This is a genomic window from Staphylococcus pseudoxylosus (assembly GCF_044794325.1).
In the GTDB taxonomy this organism is placed as follows: Bacteria; Bacillota; Bacilli; order Staphylococcales; family Staphylococcaceae; genus Staphylococcus; species Staphylococcus pseudoxylosus.
This window is the reverse complement of record NZ_CP085024.1, coordinates 136,479-153,830: the sequence shown is the minus strand read 5'-3', so window position 1 is coordinate 153,830 and position 17,352 is coordinate 136,479. Positions and strand designations below refer to the sequence as shown.

General features: G+C 33.5%; 14 protein-coding genes. 1 reads left to right on the top strand and 13 read right to left on the bottom strand.

The genetic code is table 11. From position 1 onward, the window contains the following. Positions 1 to 430: 430 nt before the first annotated feature. The 9 genes from cntE to cntK form a co-directional block, all read right to left on the bottom strand. Positions 431 to 1,612: a staphylopine family metallophore export MFS transporter CntE gene (cntE, locus tag LG295_RS00725; protein ID WP_404476139.1), complete on the bottom strand. Its 1,182-nt coding sequence runs from the start codon at positions 1,610 to 1,612 to the stop codon at positions 431 to 433. An 11-nt stretch (positions 1,613 to 1,623) separates the two neighbouring features. After that, entirely contained in the window at positions 1,624 to 2,373 is a 750-nt protein-coding gene (locus LG295_RS00720) for an ABC transporter ATP-binding protein (RefSeq protein ID WP_107557519.1), read from the bottom strand. Next, positions 2,366 to 3,181 (bottom strand): staphylopine uptake ABC transporter ATP-binding protein CntD, encoded by an 816-nt coding sequence (gene cntD / locus LG295_RS00715; protein WP_404476137.1) that lies wholly within the window; start codon positions 3,179 to 3,181, stop codon positions 2,366 to 2,368. Before cntD ends, LG295_RS00720 begins: the two co-directional genes overlap by 8 nt. Further along, on the bottom strand, positions 3,178 to 4,047 hold the full coding sequence (gene cntC, locus LG295_RS00710) for a staphylopine uptake ABC transporter permease subunit CntC (RefSeq protein ID WP_404476135.1): 870 nt from the start codon (positions 4,045 to 4,047) through the stop codon (positions 3,178 to 3,180). Before cntC ends, cntD begins: the two co-directional genes overlap by 4 nt. Beyond that, positions 4,047 to 4,979, bottom strand: coding sequence for a nickel/cobalt ABC transporter permease (opp1B, locus tag LG295_RS00705; RefSeq protein WP_107557516.1), 933 nt, complete (start codon positions 4,977 to 4,979; stop codon positions 4,047 to 4,049). Before opp1B ends, cntC begins: the two co-directional genes overlap by 1 nt. A gap of 15 nt (positions 4,980 to 4,994) precedes the next feature. Continuing rightward, complete coding sequence (gene cntA / locus LG295_RS00700; protein WP_107557515.1) at positions 4,995 to 6,593, bottom strand: staphylopine-dependent metal ABC transporter substrate-binding lipoprotein CntA; 1,599 nt, start codon at positions 6,591 to 6,593, stop codon at positions 4,995 to 4,997. Between the two features lie 115 nt (positions 6,594 to 6,708). After that, positions 6,709 to 8,007, bottom strand: coding sequence for a staphylopine biosynthesis dehydrogenase (cntM, locus tag LG295_RS00695; RefSeq protein ID WP_404476132.1), 1,299 nt, complete (start codon positions 8,005 to 8,007; stop codon positions 6,709 to 6,711). Then, the gene (cntL, locus tag LG295_RS00690) at positions 8,000 to 8,818 is read right to left on the bottom strand and encodes a staphylopine biosynthesis enzyme CntL (RefSeq protein ID WP_107530081.1); all 819 of its coding nucleotides are present in this window, start codon (positions 8,816 to 8,818) and stop codon (positions 8,000 to 8,002) included. Before cntL ends, cntM begins: the two co-directional genes overlap by 8 nt. 9 nt (positions 8,819 to 8,827) lie before the next feature. Then, the gene (cntK, locus tag LG295_RS00685; RefSeq protein WP_404476130.1) at positions 8,828 to 9,649 is read right to left on the bottom strand and encodes a histidine racemase CntK; all 822 of its coding nucleotides are present in this window, start codon (positions 9,647 to 9,649) and stop codon (positions 8,828 to 8,830) included. Between the two features lie 479 nt (positions 9,650 to 10,128). Between cntK and LG295_RS00680 the strand changes: the two genes are divergently transcribed. Continuing rightward, positions 10,129 to 10,863: an NAD-dependent protein deacylase gene (locus LG295_RS00680; protein ID WP_107557511.1), complete on the top strand. Its 735-nt coding sequence runs from the start codon at positions 10,129 to 10,131 to the stop codon at positions 10,861 to 10,863. A 225-nt stretch (positions 10,864 to 11,088) separates the two neighbouring features. Here the strand turns inward: LG295_RS00680 and LG295_RS00675 are convergent, their stop codons facing one another. From LG295_RS00675 to abc-f, 4 genes are all read right to left on the bottom strand, one after another. Then, the gene (locus LG295_RS00675) at positions 11,089 to 12,888 is read right to left on the bottom strand and encodes a solute:sodium symporter family transporter (RefSeq protein WP_404476128.1); all 1,800 of its coding nucleotides are present in this window, start codon (positions 12,886 to 12,888) and stop codon (positions 11,089 to 11,091) included. A gap of 53 nt (positions 12,889 to 12,941) precedes the next feature. Next, the gene (locus LG295_RS00670; RefSeq protein ID WP_122063772.1) at positions 12,942 to 14,249 is read right to left on the bottom strand and encodes an LLM class flavin-dependent oxidoreductase; all 1,308 of its coding nucleotides are present in this window, start codon (positions 14,247 to 14,249) and stop codon (positions 12,942 to 12,944) included. A gap of 283 nt (positions 14,250 to 14,532) precedes the next feature. Next, positions 14,533 to 15,408: a 5'-nucleotidase, lipoprotein e(P4) family gene (locus tag LG295_RS00665; RefSeq protein WP_214268887.1), complete on the bottom strand. Its 876-nt coding sequence runs from the start codon at positions 15,406 to 15,408 to the stop codon at positions 14,533 to 14,535. Positions 15,409 to 15,705: 297 nt separating this feature from the next. After that, entirely contained in the window at positions 15,706 to 17,325 is a 1,620-nt protein-coding gene (gene abc-f / locus LG295_RS00660; protein ID WP_404476126.1) for a ribosomal protection-like ABC-F family protein, read from the bottom strand. Positions 17,326 to 17,352 lie beyond the last annotated feature (27 nt).

Here is a 17,352-nt window from a genome sequence, read left to right as displayed (position 1 = left end):
AATCTTGTATATATATTTAAAAATAATATCATTGATAAGTTTGAAAATAGAATCTATTTATGGTGCTACTAGCCTTGCTTTAACTGCGTCTGTGGTTTAATTATGATACATATACCCCAAATCCATAACTGCCTCACTACAATAACCTCTATTCTGCCATTTTGTTTTAAGTATAAAGTATGTTAACAAAGCTTTCCTTATTATTTATTTGAATTTCCAAATTTAAAACGCTATAAAATGCCTTTCTTAAGCAATTTATAGCGTTTATTATATGTTTTATATGTAATATCTCTATAATTTTAAACTTGATCAATACATCATTTTAGCATCCACGCTAAGCAAAACGATGCAGACAATACTATTTTCATGATTGTAATTACTACCCTTTTCAAGCATCACGTAGTAAAACTTTTGCTAATCTACACTAGCTCTATTTATAAGATATAGGACGTTTCATCATACTTAACGTCATTACGCAAATCACAAGCAGACCACAAATAATATACATCCATTTAAATCCTAGTGAATCAGAAATCGGTCCCATTATGACACTTCCCAAAGAAATACCTAAATCTGCACATGCAATAAACAAACCCAATAACATGTTACGCCCTACTTTAGGTAAGACAAAGCTTAGGTACGACGTTAATGTTGGGTAAACCAATGCTTGCGTGATACCGATTAAGATTGCGCTCGCATAGAAAATCACGACGCCTACTTGTGGGCCAAACGCCACAACAAAAGATGCAACCATTAGTAGCGATAATACTGTTACCATAAACTTTGGATGCCATAATCCATCCGATGGGATATATTTTCTTAAATAAAATCTTGATACAACCACTGCTATCGCTTGAATAGTTAGGAATATACCCGCACTCGCAAAACCATAATTCACAGTGTACAACGGAACAAAAGTACTTACCGCACCAAATACAATCGATGCTACAATCATGATTAAACCACTATTGAACAACTCTTTGTTTTTGAAAAACTGAGCAAATACCGTAACTGCATTAAATGACATTTCTTCAATTTTATGGGATGTATCCGGTTCTTGTTCGGCAATTGTGACACGATAACCAAAGAACATGGTGGATAGCGCAATAAAAATAATAACAATCGCAAAAATAGATATATTATCAGCGTGCCAAATACCAATGGCGATAATAGGACCAATCAAATTAGGAATTGTCGAAAATAGTGAATACAACGAAACCCCTTCTGAACGATGCTCTTCTGGTAAGGCATCAATAATGCCTAGTTGTAATGACATCGAGAAGAATGCTGTACATACACCTTGCATCACACGTGCCAAGAAATAGCCTTCTAATCCAGTAAAACCATATAGAATTAAAGTAATGGCATTAATAATTAAAATGATACGTAATACTTTAATTGGGCCAACACGTGCAATAATTTGTCCTGCCCAAGGTCTAAATACCATAGCAGTTAGCATATAAGCACCCATTACAATACCGATAACCGTATTTGTAGCTCCAATATCATGTCCTCGTAATGGTATAAAGACATTCAAAATAGCGTTCGCGCTAAAAAACATTAATGTTAGTATATATAATCTCAAAAAAGGCCATGCCATAGCACCTTTCATTGTCTCACTCCTTAGAATGATAATTGTTTTTCAATCAATGCTTTTGTATAAGCATTATCACTTAGATGTAAATCTTTGGTTGCAATTTGTTCTTCAATCTTGCCATTTTTAAAAATAATTAACTGCTCACACAAATAAGTAGCAGCTTGAATATCATGTGTAATAAAAATATAACTTAACTGCCTTTTCGAGCGTAAATCTACTAACAAGTCTAAAATTTGGGTTTGAATCGACATATCTAAAGAACTGATTGCTTCATCGAACAATATATATTTAGGGTTCATACATATGGCGCGTGCAATCGCCACACGTTGCGCTTCACCGCCGGATAACATATTTGGATATTTATCCATATATACTTGCGATAATCCAACTTCTTCTAATAATTCAATCGCTCGTGCCTCCATGACTGCCTTAGGTTGATTGTCACACTGGCACATCACTTCTAATAATATTTCTTTCACAGATTGGAAAGGATGTAATGAAGATGTGTAATCTTGAAAAATCGCACTTATTTGATGATTTCTCACCTTTTTCTTATACATGGCTTGATCATTCAACGTTACTAAACCTTTGTTAGGCTTCTCAATACCTAATACCATCCTACTTAATGTTGATTTTCCGCTACCACTCTCGCCGATAATTGCAATTGCTTTACCAACTGGGCATTCAAAGGACACATCTTTAACAATAGGGGTCATGCTACGCCGAAATATGTGTGAACGCGAATACGACTTTTCAACATTCATAATCTTAAGCATTGGAGTCACCCCTTAATACATATTTAAAATAATCATTAACTTTTTTTCGTGTAGATAATAAATACTGCGTATACGCTTGTTGTGGTTGGTATAGTACCGCTTCTCTAGTGCCTTCTTCAATAAGTTGTCCTTTTCTCATCACAACTACTCGGTCTGCGATGTGATTAATCACTGTTAAGTCATGTGAAATAAAGATCATGGCGCAATCGAAATGTTGCTTAATATCTTTAAACGCCTGCAACACATCATATTGTGTAATAGTGTCTAAAGCTGTCGTCGGTTCATCTGCAATAATTAGTTTGGGCTTTAATGCCAAAGCTAAAGCAATCATCATACGCTGTAACATTCCCCCAGATAACATATAGGGGTATGACTTTAATATCTGTATGGGATTGTTTAATCCCATATAATGCATATATTCTGTCAATGTTGCTTCAATTTCTTGAATAGATAATTGCGTATGAACCTTCATAGTTTCAACCAATTGCTTGCCCACTGTAGATGATGGATCGAATGCACGGCTACCTTGTTGCATAACCATCGCAATGTCTTTGCCTCTATGTTTCTTTAACTGCATCTCTGACAAAGTAAGCATTTGTACATTATTAAATGTCACTGTTCCTTCAACATTTAAACGCTTAGGATTTAAACCTACTAAAGCTTTACATGTAACTGACTTACCACTACCGCTTTCACCAATAATACCTATCACTTCACCTTTATCCACTGTAAAGTTCACATCGTTAACAATGGTCTGATTTGTCCAGCTATCTTTGATAAACAGATGTTGTACTGTTAATAACGTCATGATTGCACCAATCCTTTCTTCACAGCACGTAATTTTTCCTTTGAAGATATCCTTGGATCAATCGCAATTTGTAATGCATCTGATAAAAAGTTAAATGCCATAACTATAATAACGATTGCAATACCCGGAGCAAACATCATTTCTGGATGGGTAAACATTACTTTTCTAGCTTCATTGAGCATCATGCCCCACTCAGCAGTCGGCGCTTTAACACCTAATCCTAAAAATGAAAACCCAGATATTTGTAAAATCATGGAACACATAGAACTACTTGAGATTATTGCAATATCCCCCAGTGTCAACGGCATAATATGTCTGCGAATAATTTTCAAATCACTCATGCCAATTGTCTTGGCAAATTTAACATGGTCTGAGGCAGTATATTGCATAACACTTGTGCGAATTACACGGCAAAACCATGCCCAGCGCGTTAAAATAAATGCCATAATAATATTTTCAGCACCCATACCAAATAAAGCAATCAGTGCGAGTGTAACAACATAACTAGGGAATGCTAACATCACATCACACATACGCATGATAAGTGCATCAATATAACCCCGGAAATAACCAGAAATAAAACCTAATATGGCACCAACTAAAACAGAAATAAAGAGCGCTACAAAAACATATAATAAGCTGGGTCTAATCGCATAAATCAACCTCGTTAAAATATCTCGTCCTAAATGATCAGTACCTAAAAAATGTTGTAAACTTATTCCACTATATTTATTCGCTGTATCAATATGATTAGGGTCATGCACTGTTACAACAGGAGCTGCAAAACCTAACACAATATATAAGACAATAATGGCTAGAGCAATAACAGCGCCCCTATCTTGTAATAAACGTTTTAAAATAATCATCACGATGCCTCCCTTAATCTTGGATTCAAGAGTGCATTGATTATATCTGCTAATGTATTAAATACAACAAATAGTATAGCCACAATTAATACATACGCTTGTATGACAGGAAAATCATGTTCTAATATGGCTTTCAAGCTTAATTGCCCTAATCCTGGCCAAGCAAATATATACTCGATTACTACTAACCCACCCATAATCATTGGTATAGACATGCAGAATATTGAGACGGCTACTTGTAATGCATTACGTAATACGTGCAACATTAAAGTTGTCGATTTAACACCGCATGCTTTCAAATACAGTACATAGTCTTCATTTAACTGCTCAACAATTGAACGCCTAATATTTCTAAAGTAAATACCAGCATATGCAATTGTAATAACAACAACTGGCAATATGTAACTTTCAGGACCTGTCAGTCCAGAAGTTGGCAATAAATTTAAATTTACAGAAACGTAAATAATTAATATCGAAGCAATCCAATAAGACGGTAAGCCTGTTAGAAAGAAAGCCACAGAACGTATCGCACGATCTGCAAATTTCCCTCTTGTTAAGGCACTGACCACCCCTAAAATAATTGAGGTGATCATTACCATAATGCTAGAAATAACAGTTAGTTTTAAGGTGTTTAAAAATGCTGGACCAATACGTTCTGCAACAGGATCTCCTGTAATATAACTCGTACCAAAATCTAACTGCAATGCTTGTAATAGCCAATTCATATATTGAGTCACTAACGGGTCATTTAATCCGTACTTCTCATTTGTTTCTTCAATTAATTGTGGTGATACGTCTGGTGTGCCTTGTGCATGTAAAATTGTAACCGCCGGGTTTTCATCTGTTATATAAGTTAGTAAAAACGTCATAAAACTTACTACAATCATCAGTGGAACCATAATCATCACACGCTTTAAAATAAATTTGAACATTATAAATGCACTCCTTTATTTAAATTGCATTTCATTAAAAGGCAATTCATATTGCGACTGTGTAAATGATAATTTCTCTAAATCATTAGGTGCAACCACTGTCATTCTGCCGTGTGATATAGGAATGAAAATACCTTCATTATCTATTTGTTGTAAAATTTGTTTGTAAGCATCAGAACGTTGTTTACTATCTTGAATTTTAAATGATTCATCAATATTGTCGTACAGCTCATTCTTATTAGCGATACCTGATGTGGCACTTTCATAACCATTACTTGCTTTAAATGCGCTCAGTGTACTTTGTGGGTCATACAATAATCCCCAAGTTTGATTAAACATCAAGTCATAGTCACCAGATGTACGACGTTCTGCAACTTTGTCTGATGTATCACCACTAATTTGTAATTGAACACCCATTTTCTTAAATTCTGCTTGTAAAAATTCTGCTTGCTCTTTTTGACTAGAAGAGCCTTTGTCATAATACATAGTCATTGCTAATTCTTTACCATTTTTTTTGCGGACATTACTATCTTTCTCTTGTTTCCAACCCGCTTCTTCTAACAGCGCTTCCGCCTTTTCTACATCATATTTACGTGTAGGCATGTCGAAATTAATATCTGTAACATTCTTCGCGAATAGTTGTGTTGCAGGCTTTTCTTCGCCATTTAAGATTTCTTTAGTTATTTTATCTCTATTTACCATATGACCAATGGCTTGCCTCACAGTTTTATCGCTCACTGGACTGTCTTTTTTACCAGAATTTGCCACTAACATTTTGGTATTCATTGGTTGGCTACGTTTAACTTGGTAATCACCAGAATCTTTCAATTGTTTTAAAGCGTCTTTGTCTAAGCTATCTGTACCTCTATCGTCTGTGAAAGCAAAGTTTGTCTCTCCCTTTTTCATTGATAAAAAGGCAGTCTCACCTGCTGGCATTACTTTTGCTTGTATTTTGTTTAACTTAGATTTTTCGCCCCAATAATCATTATTTTTATTAAAATCTGCTGACTCGTCTTTTTTATGTTCACCAAGTTTAAATGGACCTGTGCCATCAAATGATTTCACGCCGTTCTTAGTGCCATCATCTTTAAAATCCTTTGGTGATACAAATACATATGGTCGCGGCATTGCTAATTCTGCTAAAGCTGGCTGATATGGTTCTGTTAACTGAAGTTCGACGGTGTATTTGTCTTTAACACTGACATTATCAATTAATGTTGAAATCTTTAACCATGAATGCAATTTTTTATTTTGTTGAACTGCATCAATATTTTTCTTAACTGCCTCAGCGTCAAACCCTGTACCATCGTGGAATTTAACGTCATCACGCAAATGGAAAGTATACGTTTTACCATCATCAGACACATCCCAACTTTTAGCTAACAATGGCTTGATACCGTCTTTAGTATTACGTACAAGTGGCTCATAAATCATACTTTCTGCAGACATAGACCCACCATAGAGATGTGGATTCATATCTCCAATATCTTTCACTGTTGTATACGTTAACTGCTTATTCTCTTTCTTCTCTTCTATGCCTTTGCCGTTTCCACATCCCGCTAAAATAACACCTGATGCAATTAATACTGCACTCATCTTAGTAATTTTGTTCATCATTTTTCCTCTTTCTCATTTAAAAATTGTAATATCATTTAGTTATAATCGTGTCGTACATAACTTATGTAAGGTCAAAAACTATTTAATATTTTTATATTACAAATTATTGCTATTAAATCTTACCTTTAGTATTTAAAAATGATGCTACCAAAGATTTATCGTCTTTATATAAGTTCACGTTGAATTGTGATGATAATTGTTGATTATAGTTATGCTTTTTATAGCCCTGACAGTATTGTTCATAACGCTTCATAAATGTATCAATCATTGGTGTCTTAATATCTAATAGTTTGCCAATATGTTGAATAATTGAAGTACGGTAATAATCCTCACTTGGCATACGTGGTATATGAACAACCCCTTGTTCATTTTCATAAAGTTGCTTAATCGGTACTGCCGAAAAATCAAAATAGCGGCCGTGTTGATCAGGCTCTGAAAACGGATCTATCAATATTGCTGTATATCTCACATACAGCAAATATTCTTGATGAATTGCCGGTAACTTTTCAAAACTGTAGACATCATCATCTGCTAATGTCTCAGGACGCACAGGATAGTTTTCTTTCACCATGAATTCCAAAAGGTTGACTGACGGCATACTAAATTCTGCTAAAATAGTCATCATCTCTGTCCACATCAAACGCATTTCATGAATGAGTGTCATCGTAATTGGACCTTCTGGAAATAACTTATACACATAAACAGGTACTTCTGTCCCTTCAAAAATAACTTTTAATGAAAAATCATTCATAAATAATGGTGGGTGTACATACAAAGAACTATTGCGTGTTTCAGCATGTAGAGGCGTTGGCATATCAGTCAAAACGATATGAAATTGCTCGAACACACCTTTTAAGAAAACAATAGTTGCCGAATGATCAAGATTAGAACCTACGTATAACTTGGATTTCAACCCAGTTGTTACAACATGATTAGGTTGCTCAGTATCATACAAACGCGTGTCACCCAGATATGTAGAAAATGATATAACTTCAATATCTTTATTAAAGTTAGCCATATGCTGTTCTACAATCATTTGTGAACCAAATGTAGGGGATACTAACAAGATATGCTTTACTTTTTCTAATGTTGCTGTCGATAGTTGTGCCAATGTACTCTGATATGCATCTGCAGTACACGCCATAATAATGGTGTCATAAACCCCTTTAACATCTTGTATGTCCGCATATAAATGGTTGATTTGAAAGCGACCTGCAATTTGTTTATGGGCATCATTTTGTGTCTTTACTTCAAAATATTTATCGTTTTGATACACTTGGAATAATTTTTTTGATTTCAACGATGTTGAGGCACGGCCCACCATATCTATTTGTTTGTCTGTTGTTATATGGCACAGATTGGCCAATTGAATTGCAACTGGCCCCGTACCTATAATTAACATTTTAGACATCTGCTACACCAACCTTTATTGCTGCCTTACGATATAAAGCAATATCAAAAATTTGATTAGGTTGTATACGTTTATCTACACATTGCCATTTACTTAGGCTAGTTTCCTTAGAAGGATAATTAAACAGTGATTTGATGCCATCACCAAATCGCATTGCAACAACAACATTTTCATTCGTTAAATCATAAAGTTGCTCTAATATGTCATATTTAACTGGAATTGTTGAACTAAATATAATATGCGTCACTGTTTCGATATCTAGTAATTGGTCTACTGTTTGCTCTGTAATCTCTATATCTTCATTTGGTGCTAATACTTTGACAATTCTTTGCCCTAGATTAACTGCCGTGGGATCAATATCAATGCCAATAACAGAAGCGCCAGTCTCCTTTGCCACTTGAATGAGCGTCATAGGATATGCACCAGATCCAACTAACAATAATTTGTCATTTTCAGTTATATGACATTGTCCAAATTCTTCATTAATACAGTGCTCGATGTTATCAAAGTAGCCTGAAGTAGAAGCCTTACCGTCTAATAAACGTTGTGCTCGAATAACTTCTACTTGTTTAACACATTGGGCTGATATGAATTGAAGTCTCGTCGTAAGATGTTCTTTTACCACTTCATCTTCCCAATCTTCATACAACCTTCTAAAAACTGGATTTAATATAAACTGACTATACTCATCCACTAATGTTTCTAATGCATCGATGTAGTCACTGTTTTCTAAGACATTTTCATATAGTGTTTCAAAATTCAATAAATATTTATGTAATATCACACTAATCTCTTTATCTAAATGATTCATTTTAGTCTCCTATTCTATAAATGCTTTTCCTGTTGCGACGGTTGAGACTTGCCCTTTAATGGAAGTTTGGAACCCAGACTTTGGACATTTCCTAGATGTTACTAAAATGCTGCCACCTGGTTGATGAACTATAAAATTCTCGCATGCGCTTTCAGCTTTATAATTTTTAAAAACCCCTATCGATGCAGTACCAGAACCACAACTATTTTCCCAAACTAAACTTTGAATTTCTGGGATATAAATAAGTGGTTTTAGAAATTGACGTTGTTCATCGAATAACATGATACCTATAGTTTTATACTTATCATTCCATATTTGCTGACGGACAAATTGTTCAACCTGATGTTGCAATTTGGTAGTCACTTCAGTGACTGGCACAACAAAATGTACATATGACTCATATACAATTTCTATTGCATGCCGTTGTTGCTGATCAATATTAAGCTTTACTCCGGACACGTGCTGTGCTTGGGGCATACTGACTTCATAATGTTGATTGCTATGTACTTCACACTGAATCAACCTTGAACATCCTGAAACTTTTATTGCACATTGTCTTTTTTGTAATATGTTACTTTCTTGTAAATAATGTATGTATGACATTGTGGCATTACCACAAAATTCATTTCCGCTCATAACTAAATGACAATTTCTATTCAAATCCGTATTGGTAGACTCTATAAATCCAACTTGCTCACAACAAACATGATTCGTTGTCATTAATTGGTTAGCTATGGATGCGTAATCTCTTGAATCATGTTGCGAATGCACTAGTATCGTCATATTTCCCGATGGATTATACTTAGAAAATTCTATAACCTTTCGATTCATACGACTCTCCTTCTATTTAAAATTTTTATATAAGCCTGCTAACATTGATTAAAAAACTTTGGCTCATTACGCAGTCTTAATAAATCGTAATAATTACGATTTGATTTATATCATATATTGGTCTTTTTTAGTTGTCAATACAAATGATAATATTTTTCAATTAATAATTATTAAAAAAACTTGAATTGTGCTTTTATTGTAAAAATATATGTGGGAATTTTTAAAATTTTTATATAAAAAAATAAAGCCCCAATCAGTCACTAGTACATAAAAAGTACTGTAAATGACGAGGCTTTATTGATTTTGTTTTTTAGATTCTAATAGTCTTAGTGAATTAGATGCCTTAAAATAGCCATAAACTTATTTGCTCTCAATTATACTTTTCCATATTTGCTAAAATAATGGCTAGTATTTAAAATTAAAGTAAGTATAATCAAATATTCGTTACAACAGAGTATATTTTTAATGGAGTGATACGTGTGAATCGTAATATTGAACAATTGCAAGATATCATTAATAATTCCAGTAGAATCACATTTTTTACAGGTGCTGGCGTATCTGTAGCAAGTGGTGTGCCTGACTTTCGGTCTATGGGTGGTTTATTTGATGAAATTTCAAAAGAAGGTTACTCACCTGAATACTTGTTAAGTACTAATTATCTACAAGATGATCCAGAAGGATTTGTTGATTTTTATCATAAACGTTTACTCCTCGCTGATAAACAACCTAATACTATTCATCAATGGATAGCACAACTTGAAAAAGACCAACAATCTTTAGGCGTTATCACCCAAAATATCGATGGCCTTCATTCTGATGCAGGTAGTTCGAATGTAGATGAACTTCACGGCACTTTAAATCAGTTCTATTGTGTTAATTGCTTTAATAAATATTCTAAATCTTATGTCATGCAACATCACCTGCGCCATTGTGAATCATGTGGCAGTATCATTAGACCTGATATCGTACTTTATGGAGAAATGTTAAATCAAAACACTATTTTTAATGCTATTAATAAAATTGAAACAGCTGACACATTAATTGTTTTAGGTTCATCACTCGTAGTTCAACCAGCGGCAGGTCTAATTTCAAACTTCAAAGGACAAAATCTTATTATTATTAATAGAGATGCCACACCTTATGATCATAATGCAGATTTAGTCATCAACGACGATATGGTTTCAGTGATTTCAACGCTTAATAAGTTAAACTAACTCGCGCGGAGTCTAACTTAGAATTTTCAAAAGACGTTCCTGGAGGGTGCATAGTTAACCATAATCGATGTGGTGTCAGACTTCATTGATTATGGTTTTTATTTTATCTATCTGACATAAGTTACATACCTGCTAATTAGAACAAAAAATAAGACTATAAACATTACTTTGAAAGTAACTATGTTTACAGTCTTAAAATTAGTATAGCTATATAAATCATATTATTTATCGAATTAACGGTTCTCCAGATAACTCATTTTGGTTCAAATCTGTGAATAATTCTTTATTATACTGTTGCTTTAACGTTGTTTCGTATTTCTTACTCCATTGTCTTAACCCTATATAATAAAAGGCGACAACAATTATTGCTAATAGTACTATAGATGGCCAAAACCATGCCGATACAATATGATGTTGTGCTGCTAAACCAATGGGTGAAAACAATATAAATGTAAAAACAATAGCCCCTAACAAGAGAACTGTAACAGGTATTGTATATTTCCATGGTGTCATATCTACTTTAGGGTTAGGACTAAATTTAAATGGTATAGCTAATGGATTTATCATCCCTATAATCAACATTACTAGCACTTCTATTACAAATAAGATGCCTTGTATGTATATAAAATTAATTGCCATTTCATATTTAAAGAACATCGGTAACCCCCATATCAATAAATAATAAACAATTACGTGGGAAATAATAACTATTTTAGGTGCAATGGCAGGAACTCTTTTAGCAAATATCCCAACCAATACAATCGCTATAATTGGTATATTGAAGAAACCTGTAAATTGGCGAATGATTGTCCATAATCCTTGTGGGGCATTCATTAACATTGGTGAAATAAAGAAAGTCACTAATGCCAAAATCACACCAAACCATTGGCTCACCCTTATCATTTGTCTATCTGTAGCTTTGTTATTAATTAGCACTTTATAAATATCGTAAACAAATAACGTTGATGCACTATTCAATAATGCATTAAAACTAGAGAATACAGCACCTAATAATACGGCTAAGAAGAAGCCATCTAAAAATGTAGGAAATACATCTTTTACTAACGTAGGATACGCTAAATCCATATTCTTTAAGCCTGATCCATATAAGTGAAATGCAATGACACCTGGAATCATCATAAGAAAAGGGACTAGTATTTTTAGAAATCCTGTAAATAATGCGCCCTTTTGACCTTCAGCTAAACTCTTTGCGCCTAACGTTCTTTGAATCACATATTGATTTGTCCCCCAATAGAATAGATTAGCAAATATCATTCCTGTAAAAATCGAACCAAATGGTACATCATCTTTGTTTGAACCAATGGCATTTAATTTTTCAGGATGATTTGTCGCAATGGTCTTCATACCTTCTAACAAACTACCGTTACCCAATGCAATAAAACCAAGTATCGGTACTAAGACACCTACTATTAAAAGCCCTATACCATTTAAAGTATCTGAAATAGCAATAGCTTTCAAACCACCTAAAATCGCATATAACATACCGATAATACCGATAACCCAAACAATAACCCATATAGATTGTTCGTATGTTATATGAAACATATGAGGTATATCAAATATTTGTAATACAGCTAAAGAACCTGAATATAGTACAGACGGTATAGTTATAAAGCCATAGCCTACCATAAACAATAAGACAATTAATAGACGCGTCTGCTTATCAAAGCGATTATTTATAAATTCTGGAAGTGTAGTAAATGCGCCTCCCAAATATTTTGGCAGTAAAATTGTAGCTAAGATAATAACAGAGAAACCTGCTGTCACTTCCCAGCCCATACTAGATAAATTGTTTTGATAACCCTGTCCGTTTAAACCTATTAACTGCTCTGCAGATAAATTAGTTAGTATTAATGCACCTGCAATAAAACCTCCTGTTAACCCTCTGCCTCCTAAGAAGAAACCTCCCGAACTACTAACAGTATTTTTAGTTTTATAATAAGAGTACCAAGCTACGATAACAATAAAAAATGCACATGATATTAATGTAAATGCTATATACATATTTCTCCCTACTTTCTAGAGTATCACTCCATCTTAATTGAAAGGACCACAGATTAAATATGTGCTTTAGTAGTGCTTAATCCTAACTTTTCTCTTAATGTGCCTGTATTATATTCCGTTTGAACTAAACCTCTTTCTTCTAATATTGGAACAACTTTATTTACAAATAATTCAAATTGTGTAGGGTTTAACGGAGGCATTATGTTAAATCCGTCGGCCGCACCACGAGTAAACCATTCTTCCATTCTGTCTGCCACATCTTCAGCCGTTCCTACAATGATATGATGACCTCTTGCACCAGCAACATGTTTCATCACATCTTCTAACGTTGAATTATTCTTCTTCGCTGTATCCTTAATTAGGTCTACTCGACTTTGAATATTATTACCTTTATCTATATGAACATTTTCAAATGGGGTGCTTAACTCATAACCACTTAAATCTGTGTCACCTAAATAAGAAGACAATAATTCTAATCCCATCTCTGGAACTATCAAATCTTGCAATTCTTTATAGTGGGCTTCAGCTTCTTCCCGTGTTTCTCCAATAAATGGGAAAATACCTGGCATGATCACAATTTCTTGTTCTGGACCTCGTTTATCAGCAACTTGTTCTTTCAAATTATGAGCAAAAGCAACTGCATTATCGATATCATTTTGTGCTGTAAACACAACTTCTGCATGTTTTGAGGCAAATGCAGTACCTTTTTTAGAAGAACCAGCTTGAACAAGTAATGGATACCCTTGAGGTGATTGCTCTATATTTAAAGGTCCTCTGACACTATAAAAATCTCCTTTATAGTTTATTGGTTCAGGTTGTTTTTCATCAAAAAATCCTCCTGCAGCGTGAAGTCGTTCTGGGTTAACATCTCGCCACGAATCCCATAACTGCTTGGATATATCGACAAATTCTTCCGCTTGATCGTATCTTAAGTCATGATCCGCATTATTTACGCCACTAAAATTTTTAGCTGTATTATTAATACCTGATGTCACAATATTCCACCCCGCTCTACCATCACTGTAATGGTCTAAAGATGAAAAGATTCTAGCTAAGTTGAATGGCTCTGAAAATGAAGTAGAACCTGTCACGATTAAACCAAGATGCTCTGTTTCTCTAGCAATAATCGACATTAAGGAAATTGGCTCGAAAAACGTAAACATATCTGGGTGTGTTTTCTCGTCAAGATATAAACTATCTGACATAAATAGAAAATCAAATTTTGCCTGTTCTAAAAGTTTTGCTTGTTCAATTGTTTTTGTTAAATTCATTCCCCCGTGTGCTAATGCATCTGGATGTCTACTACTAGCAACGTGGTGACCAAAGCCCGTTAAAAAGTATCCTAATTTCATTCTTTTCATCTTTATCCCTCCATCATTTATTATTCCGATTGGATTAATATGAATTATATTATCATTATATATTTATAGAGTCAATTTACAATTTTAAAAAATAATTATTTCAAAAGAAAAATCCACCAACAAAATTTGTTGGTGGATTTAATGAGGATTTTATATAAAATTTGCGAAATGTAATTCTAATATATTTATACTTCTGGTTCTTCAAATTTAACTAATGTTGGTTTCGGTAAAGTTTAAAAACTGGTGATGAAACAACTATTGTTTCACTACCAGTTTCTTCTTATTATTTAACTTTTCCAGTTGAAGGATTAAACTGCTTAATTGATTGTTTTCTTAGTTCATCTTTTTGTGCATCACTCATATCATAGTTATTGTTATATAATGTCGCTTCCCAACTACCATACATTGGATTAGGGAAAATGATGTATTTCTTACCGAAGTCTTCTTTATGCTGTTGCACAAACTTTTCACGCTCTTTAGCATTAGGCTTTTTAGGGTCCCCGAAGTCTAATAGGTTATCACCAAATAACATTACTAGCTTATGATCTTTTTCTACTATTTCTCTTCTAGATTCCTTACTCTTATCATTTTTGCCTTTAAGCAAGATGTGATGATCTGTTGCTTGTGGAATCCCTTGCTCTTTCAAGTTTTTTTGAGTTGCTTTAAAATCTTTTTCTTTGTCTCTATCAGAAATATAGTAAATATCTACGCCTTTTTTATCAGCATATTTCAAAAATGATTTAGCTCCATATACAGGTTTTGCTTTAGCTGCCTGTATCCATTCATGCCAACCTTCCGGATATGATGTATTATTTATAGACGCGTAACCTTGATAAGGTGAGTTATCTAGAACTGTTTCATCTAAATCTAGCGCGATCGCAAGTTTGTGTTTACCTTTATTTTTCTCAAGCTCTTTGTCTAATTGTACTTTGGCACTATTATAACCTTGTAAATAAAGTGCCTTAGCTTCTGCTGAATTTTGATACCATGAAACTGCCATAATATTTTCTGAACCTAGATTTGTTTGATCTTGTTGTTCCATTACCGGTGCAGTTGATTCATTTGCATGTGCAACAGTAGTATATGTAGTTAGTGGTGTTGCAATTGTAAATACAGTTGCAAGCGAAATGGATATGACAGATTTTGAAAATTTATTCATGTGCTCACCTCATTTAGTTAATATATTTCAAAGCATATAATAAATTTCAAAAAAAGTGAATACCTATTTCTATTCATATATTATAAAGTTTTATAGCATTGCTTTTTGTACTTCGTATAATGTGTTTTATTTTTAGTTACTTTCAACTAAAAAACTAAATCATATATTATTAAAACTTTTATCATACATTTTTTCTTTTTTTATAACATGAGAAATGCTACCTACATAAACTTTGTAGGTAGCACTTTTGTATAATAATCACTTCATATTAAGATATTAATATCTGCTATTCATCGATTAGTCAAGAAACCCTTTTTCTTTAACATAATCATAGTTACCTTGATATTTCTTCAACGATTTATCTTTTAATAAATAAGTAGCATTGAATAACTTATTCAGAAAGTATCTATCATGCGATACTGCAATAATAGTACCTTCATAATCTAATAAAGCTTCTTCAATCGTTTCTTTTGCTTCAATGTCTAAATGATTTGTTGGTTCGTCTAAAATCAGTAAATTGTAGTGGCTATTTACTATTTGCGCCCATCGCAACCTTATTTTTTCGCCTCCACTTAAGTCTTTAACCTGTTTAAATACATCTTTACCATAAAACATAAAATTGGCTAGCATATGCCTGGCTTCTCCCTCAGTCACATTGGCTCCTTCTTGGAAAACATTTAATACCGTATCATCTTTTGTTTGCTCAAATTCATGTTGCGAAAGGTATCCAACTTTTAAATTAGATGCCGTTTTTATTATGCCTTTATCTGTTTCAACATTTCCTATAATCATATTTAGCAATGTTGATTTACCAGTGCCATTATCACCTATAATAGCAATATGTTCACCTCTTCTAATTAACATATCTACATTTTCAAATAATGGATAACTATAGCTCTTGGCAACATTTTCCATTTCAATAACTTTGTTAGATACTCGTTTACCTTCCTCAAGATGCATATTCATTTTTTGTGAATCTAAAACTGGTTTTTCCAAACGTTTTATACGATTCAATGCTTTCTCCATGCTTTTTGCTCTACGATACATTGCTGCATTTGGTGGCTTAGCTTGACTTGCCCATAACCTTAACTGCTTTATAGATTCTTTCATTTTTTTTATTTTCTTCTCTTGTGTTTTATAAGCTTCAAATTCAGCCAATAATCTTTTTTCTCTTTCTTCAGCAAAATATGAATAATTTCCTTTATAAACATGGAGTTGTTTTTGGTCTATTTCTAATATTTGATTTACTGTTTCATCTAAAAAGTAACGATCGTGTGAAACAATAACAATAGCCCCTTCGTAATTTTTTATATAATTTGCTAGCCATGCTATTGAGCGAAAATCGAGGTGGTTAGTTGGTTCATCTAGTAGTAATAAATCGGTAGGCTTTATTAACATCTGAGCAATTCCTACCTTTGTTCGTTCACCACCCGATAGTTCTCCCCACTCTGATTCAAGAAGATGCGCTATGTTTAAACCATGCGCCACTCTACGTATCTTGGCATCTATTGTATAGCCTCCTTGCTCCTCATAATATGTTTGTAATTCCCCGTAACGAGACATTAAATAATCTATATTCTCTGTTTCCTGGCTCATCTTTACTTCTATAGATTCAAGTTGCTTTGATATAGCATTTAATCCTTGAAATACAGATTTTAAACATTGATATATATTTGTATTGTTTTTATAATTAGGTATTTGGTTTAAATATCCTAATTTCAGCTCTTTCTTCCAACTAATAACACCTGTTGTAGGTTTTTCTAAGCCTGATAGTATATTCAGTAATGTAGTCTTACCTTCACCGTTTCTTCCCACTATACCAATAATATCTCCAGAATTAAGTGTTATTTTAATACCATCGAATAGCGTTTCATCTAGATAACTCTTTGAAATATTCGACGCGTTTAATATATTCATTTTACTTCCTCCATACTGTCTACAAGG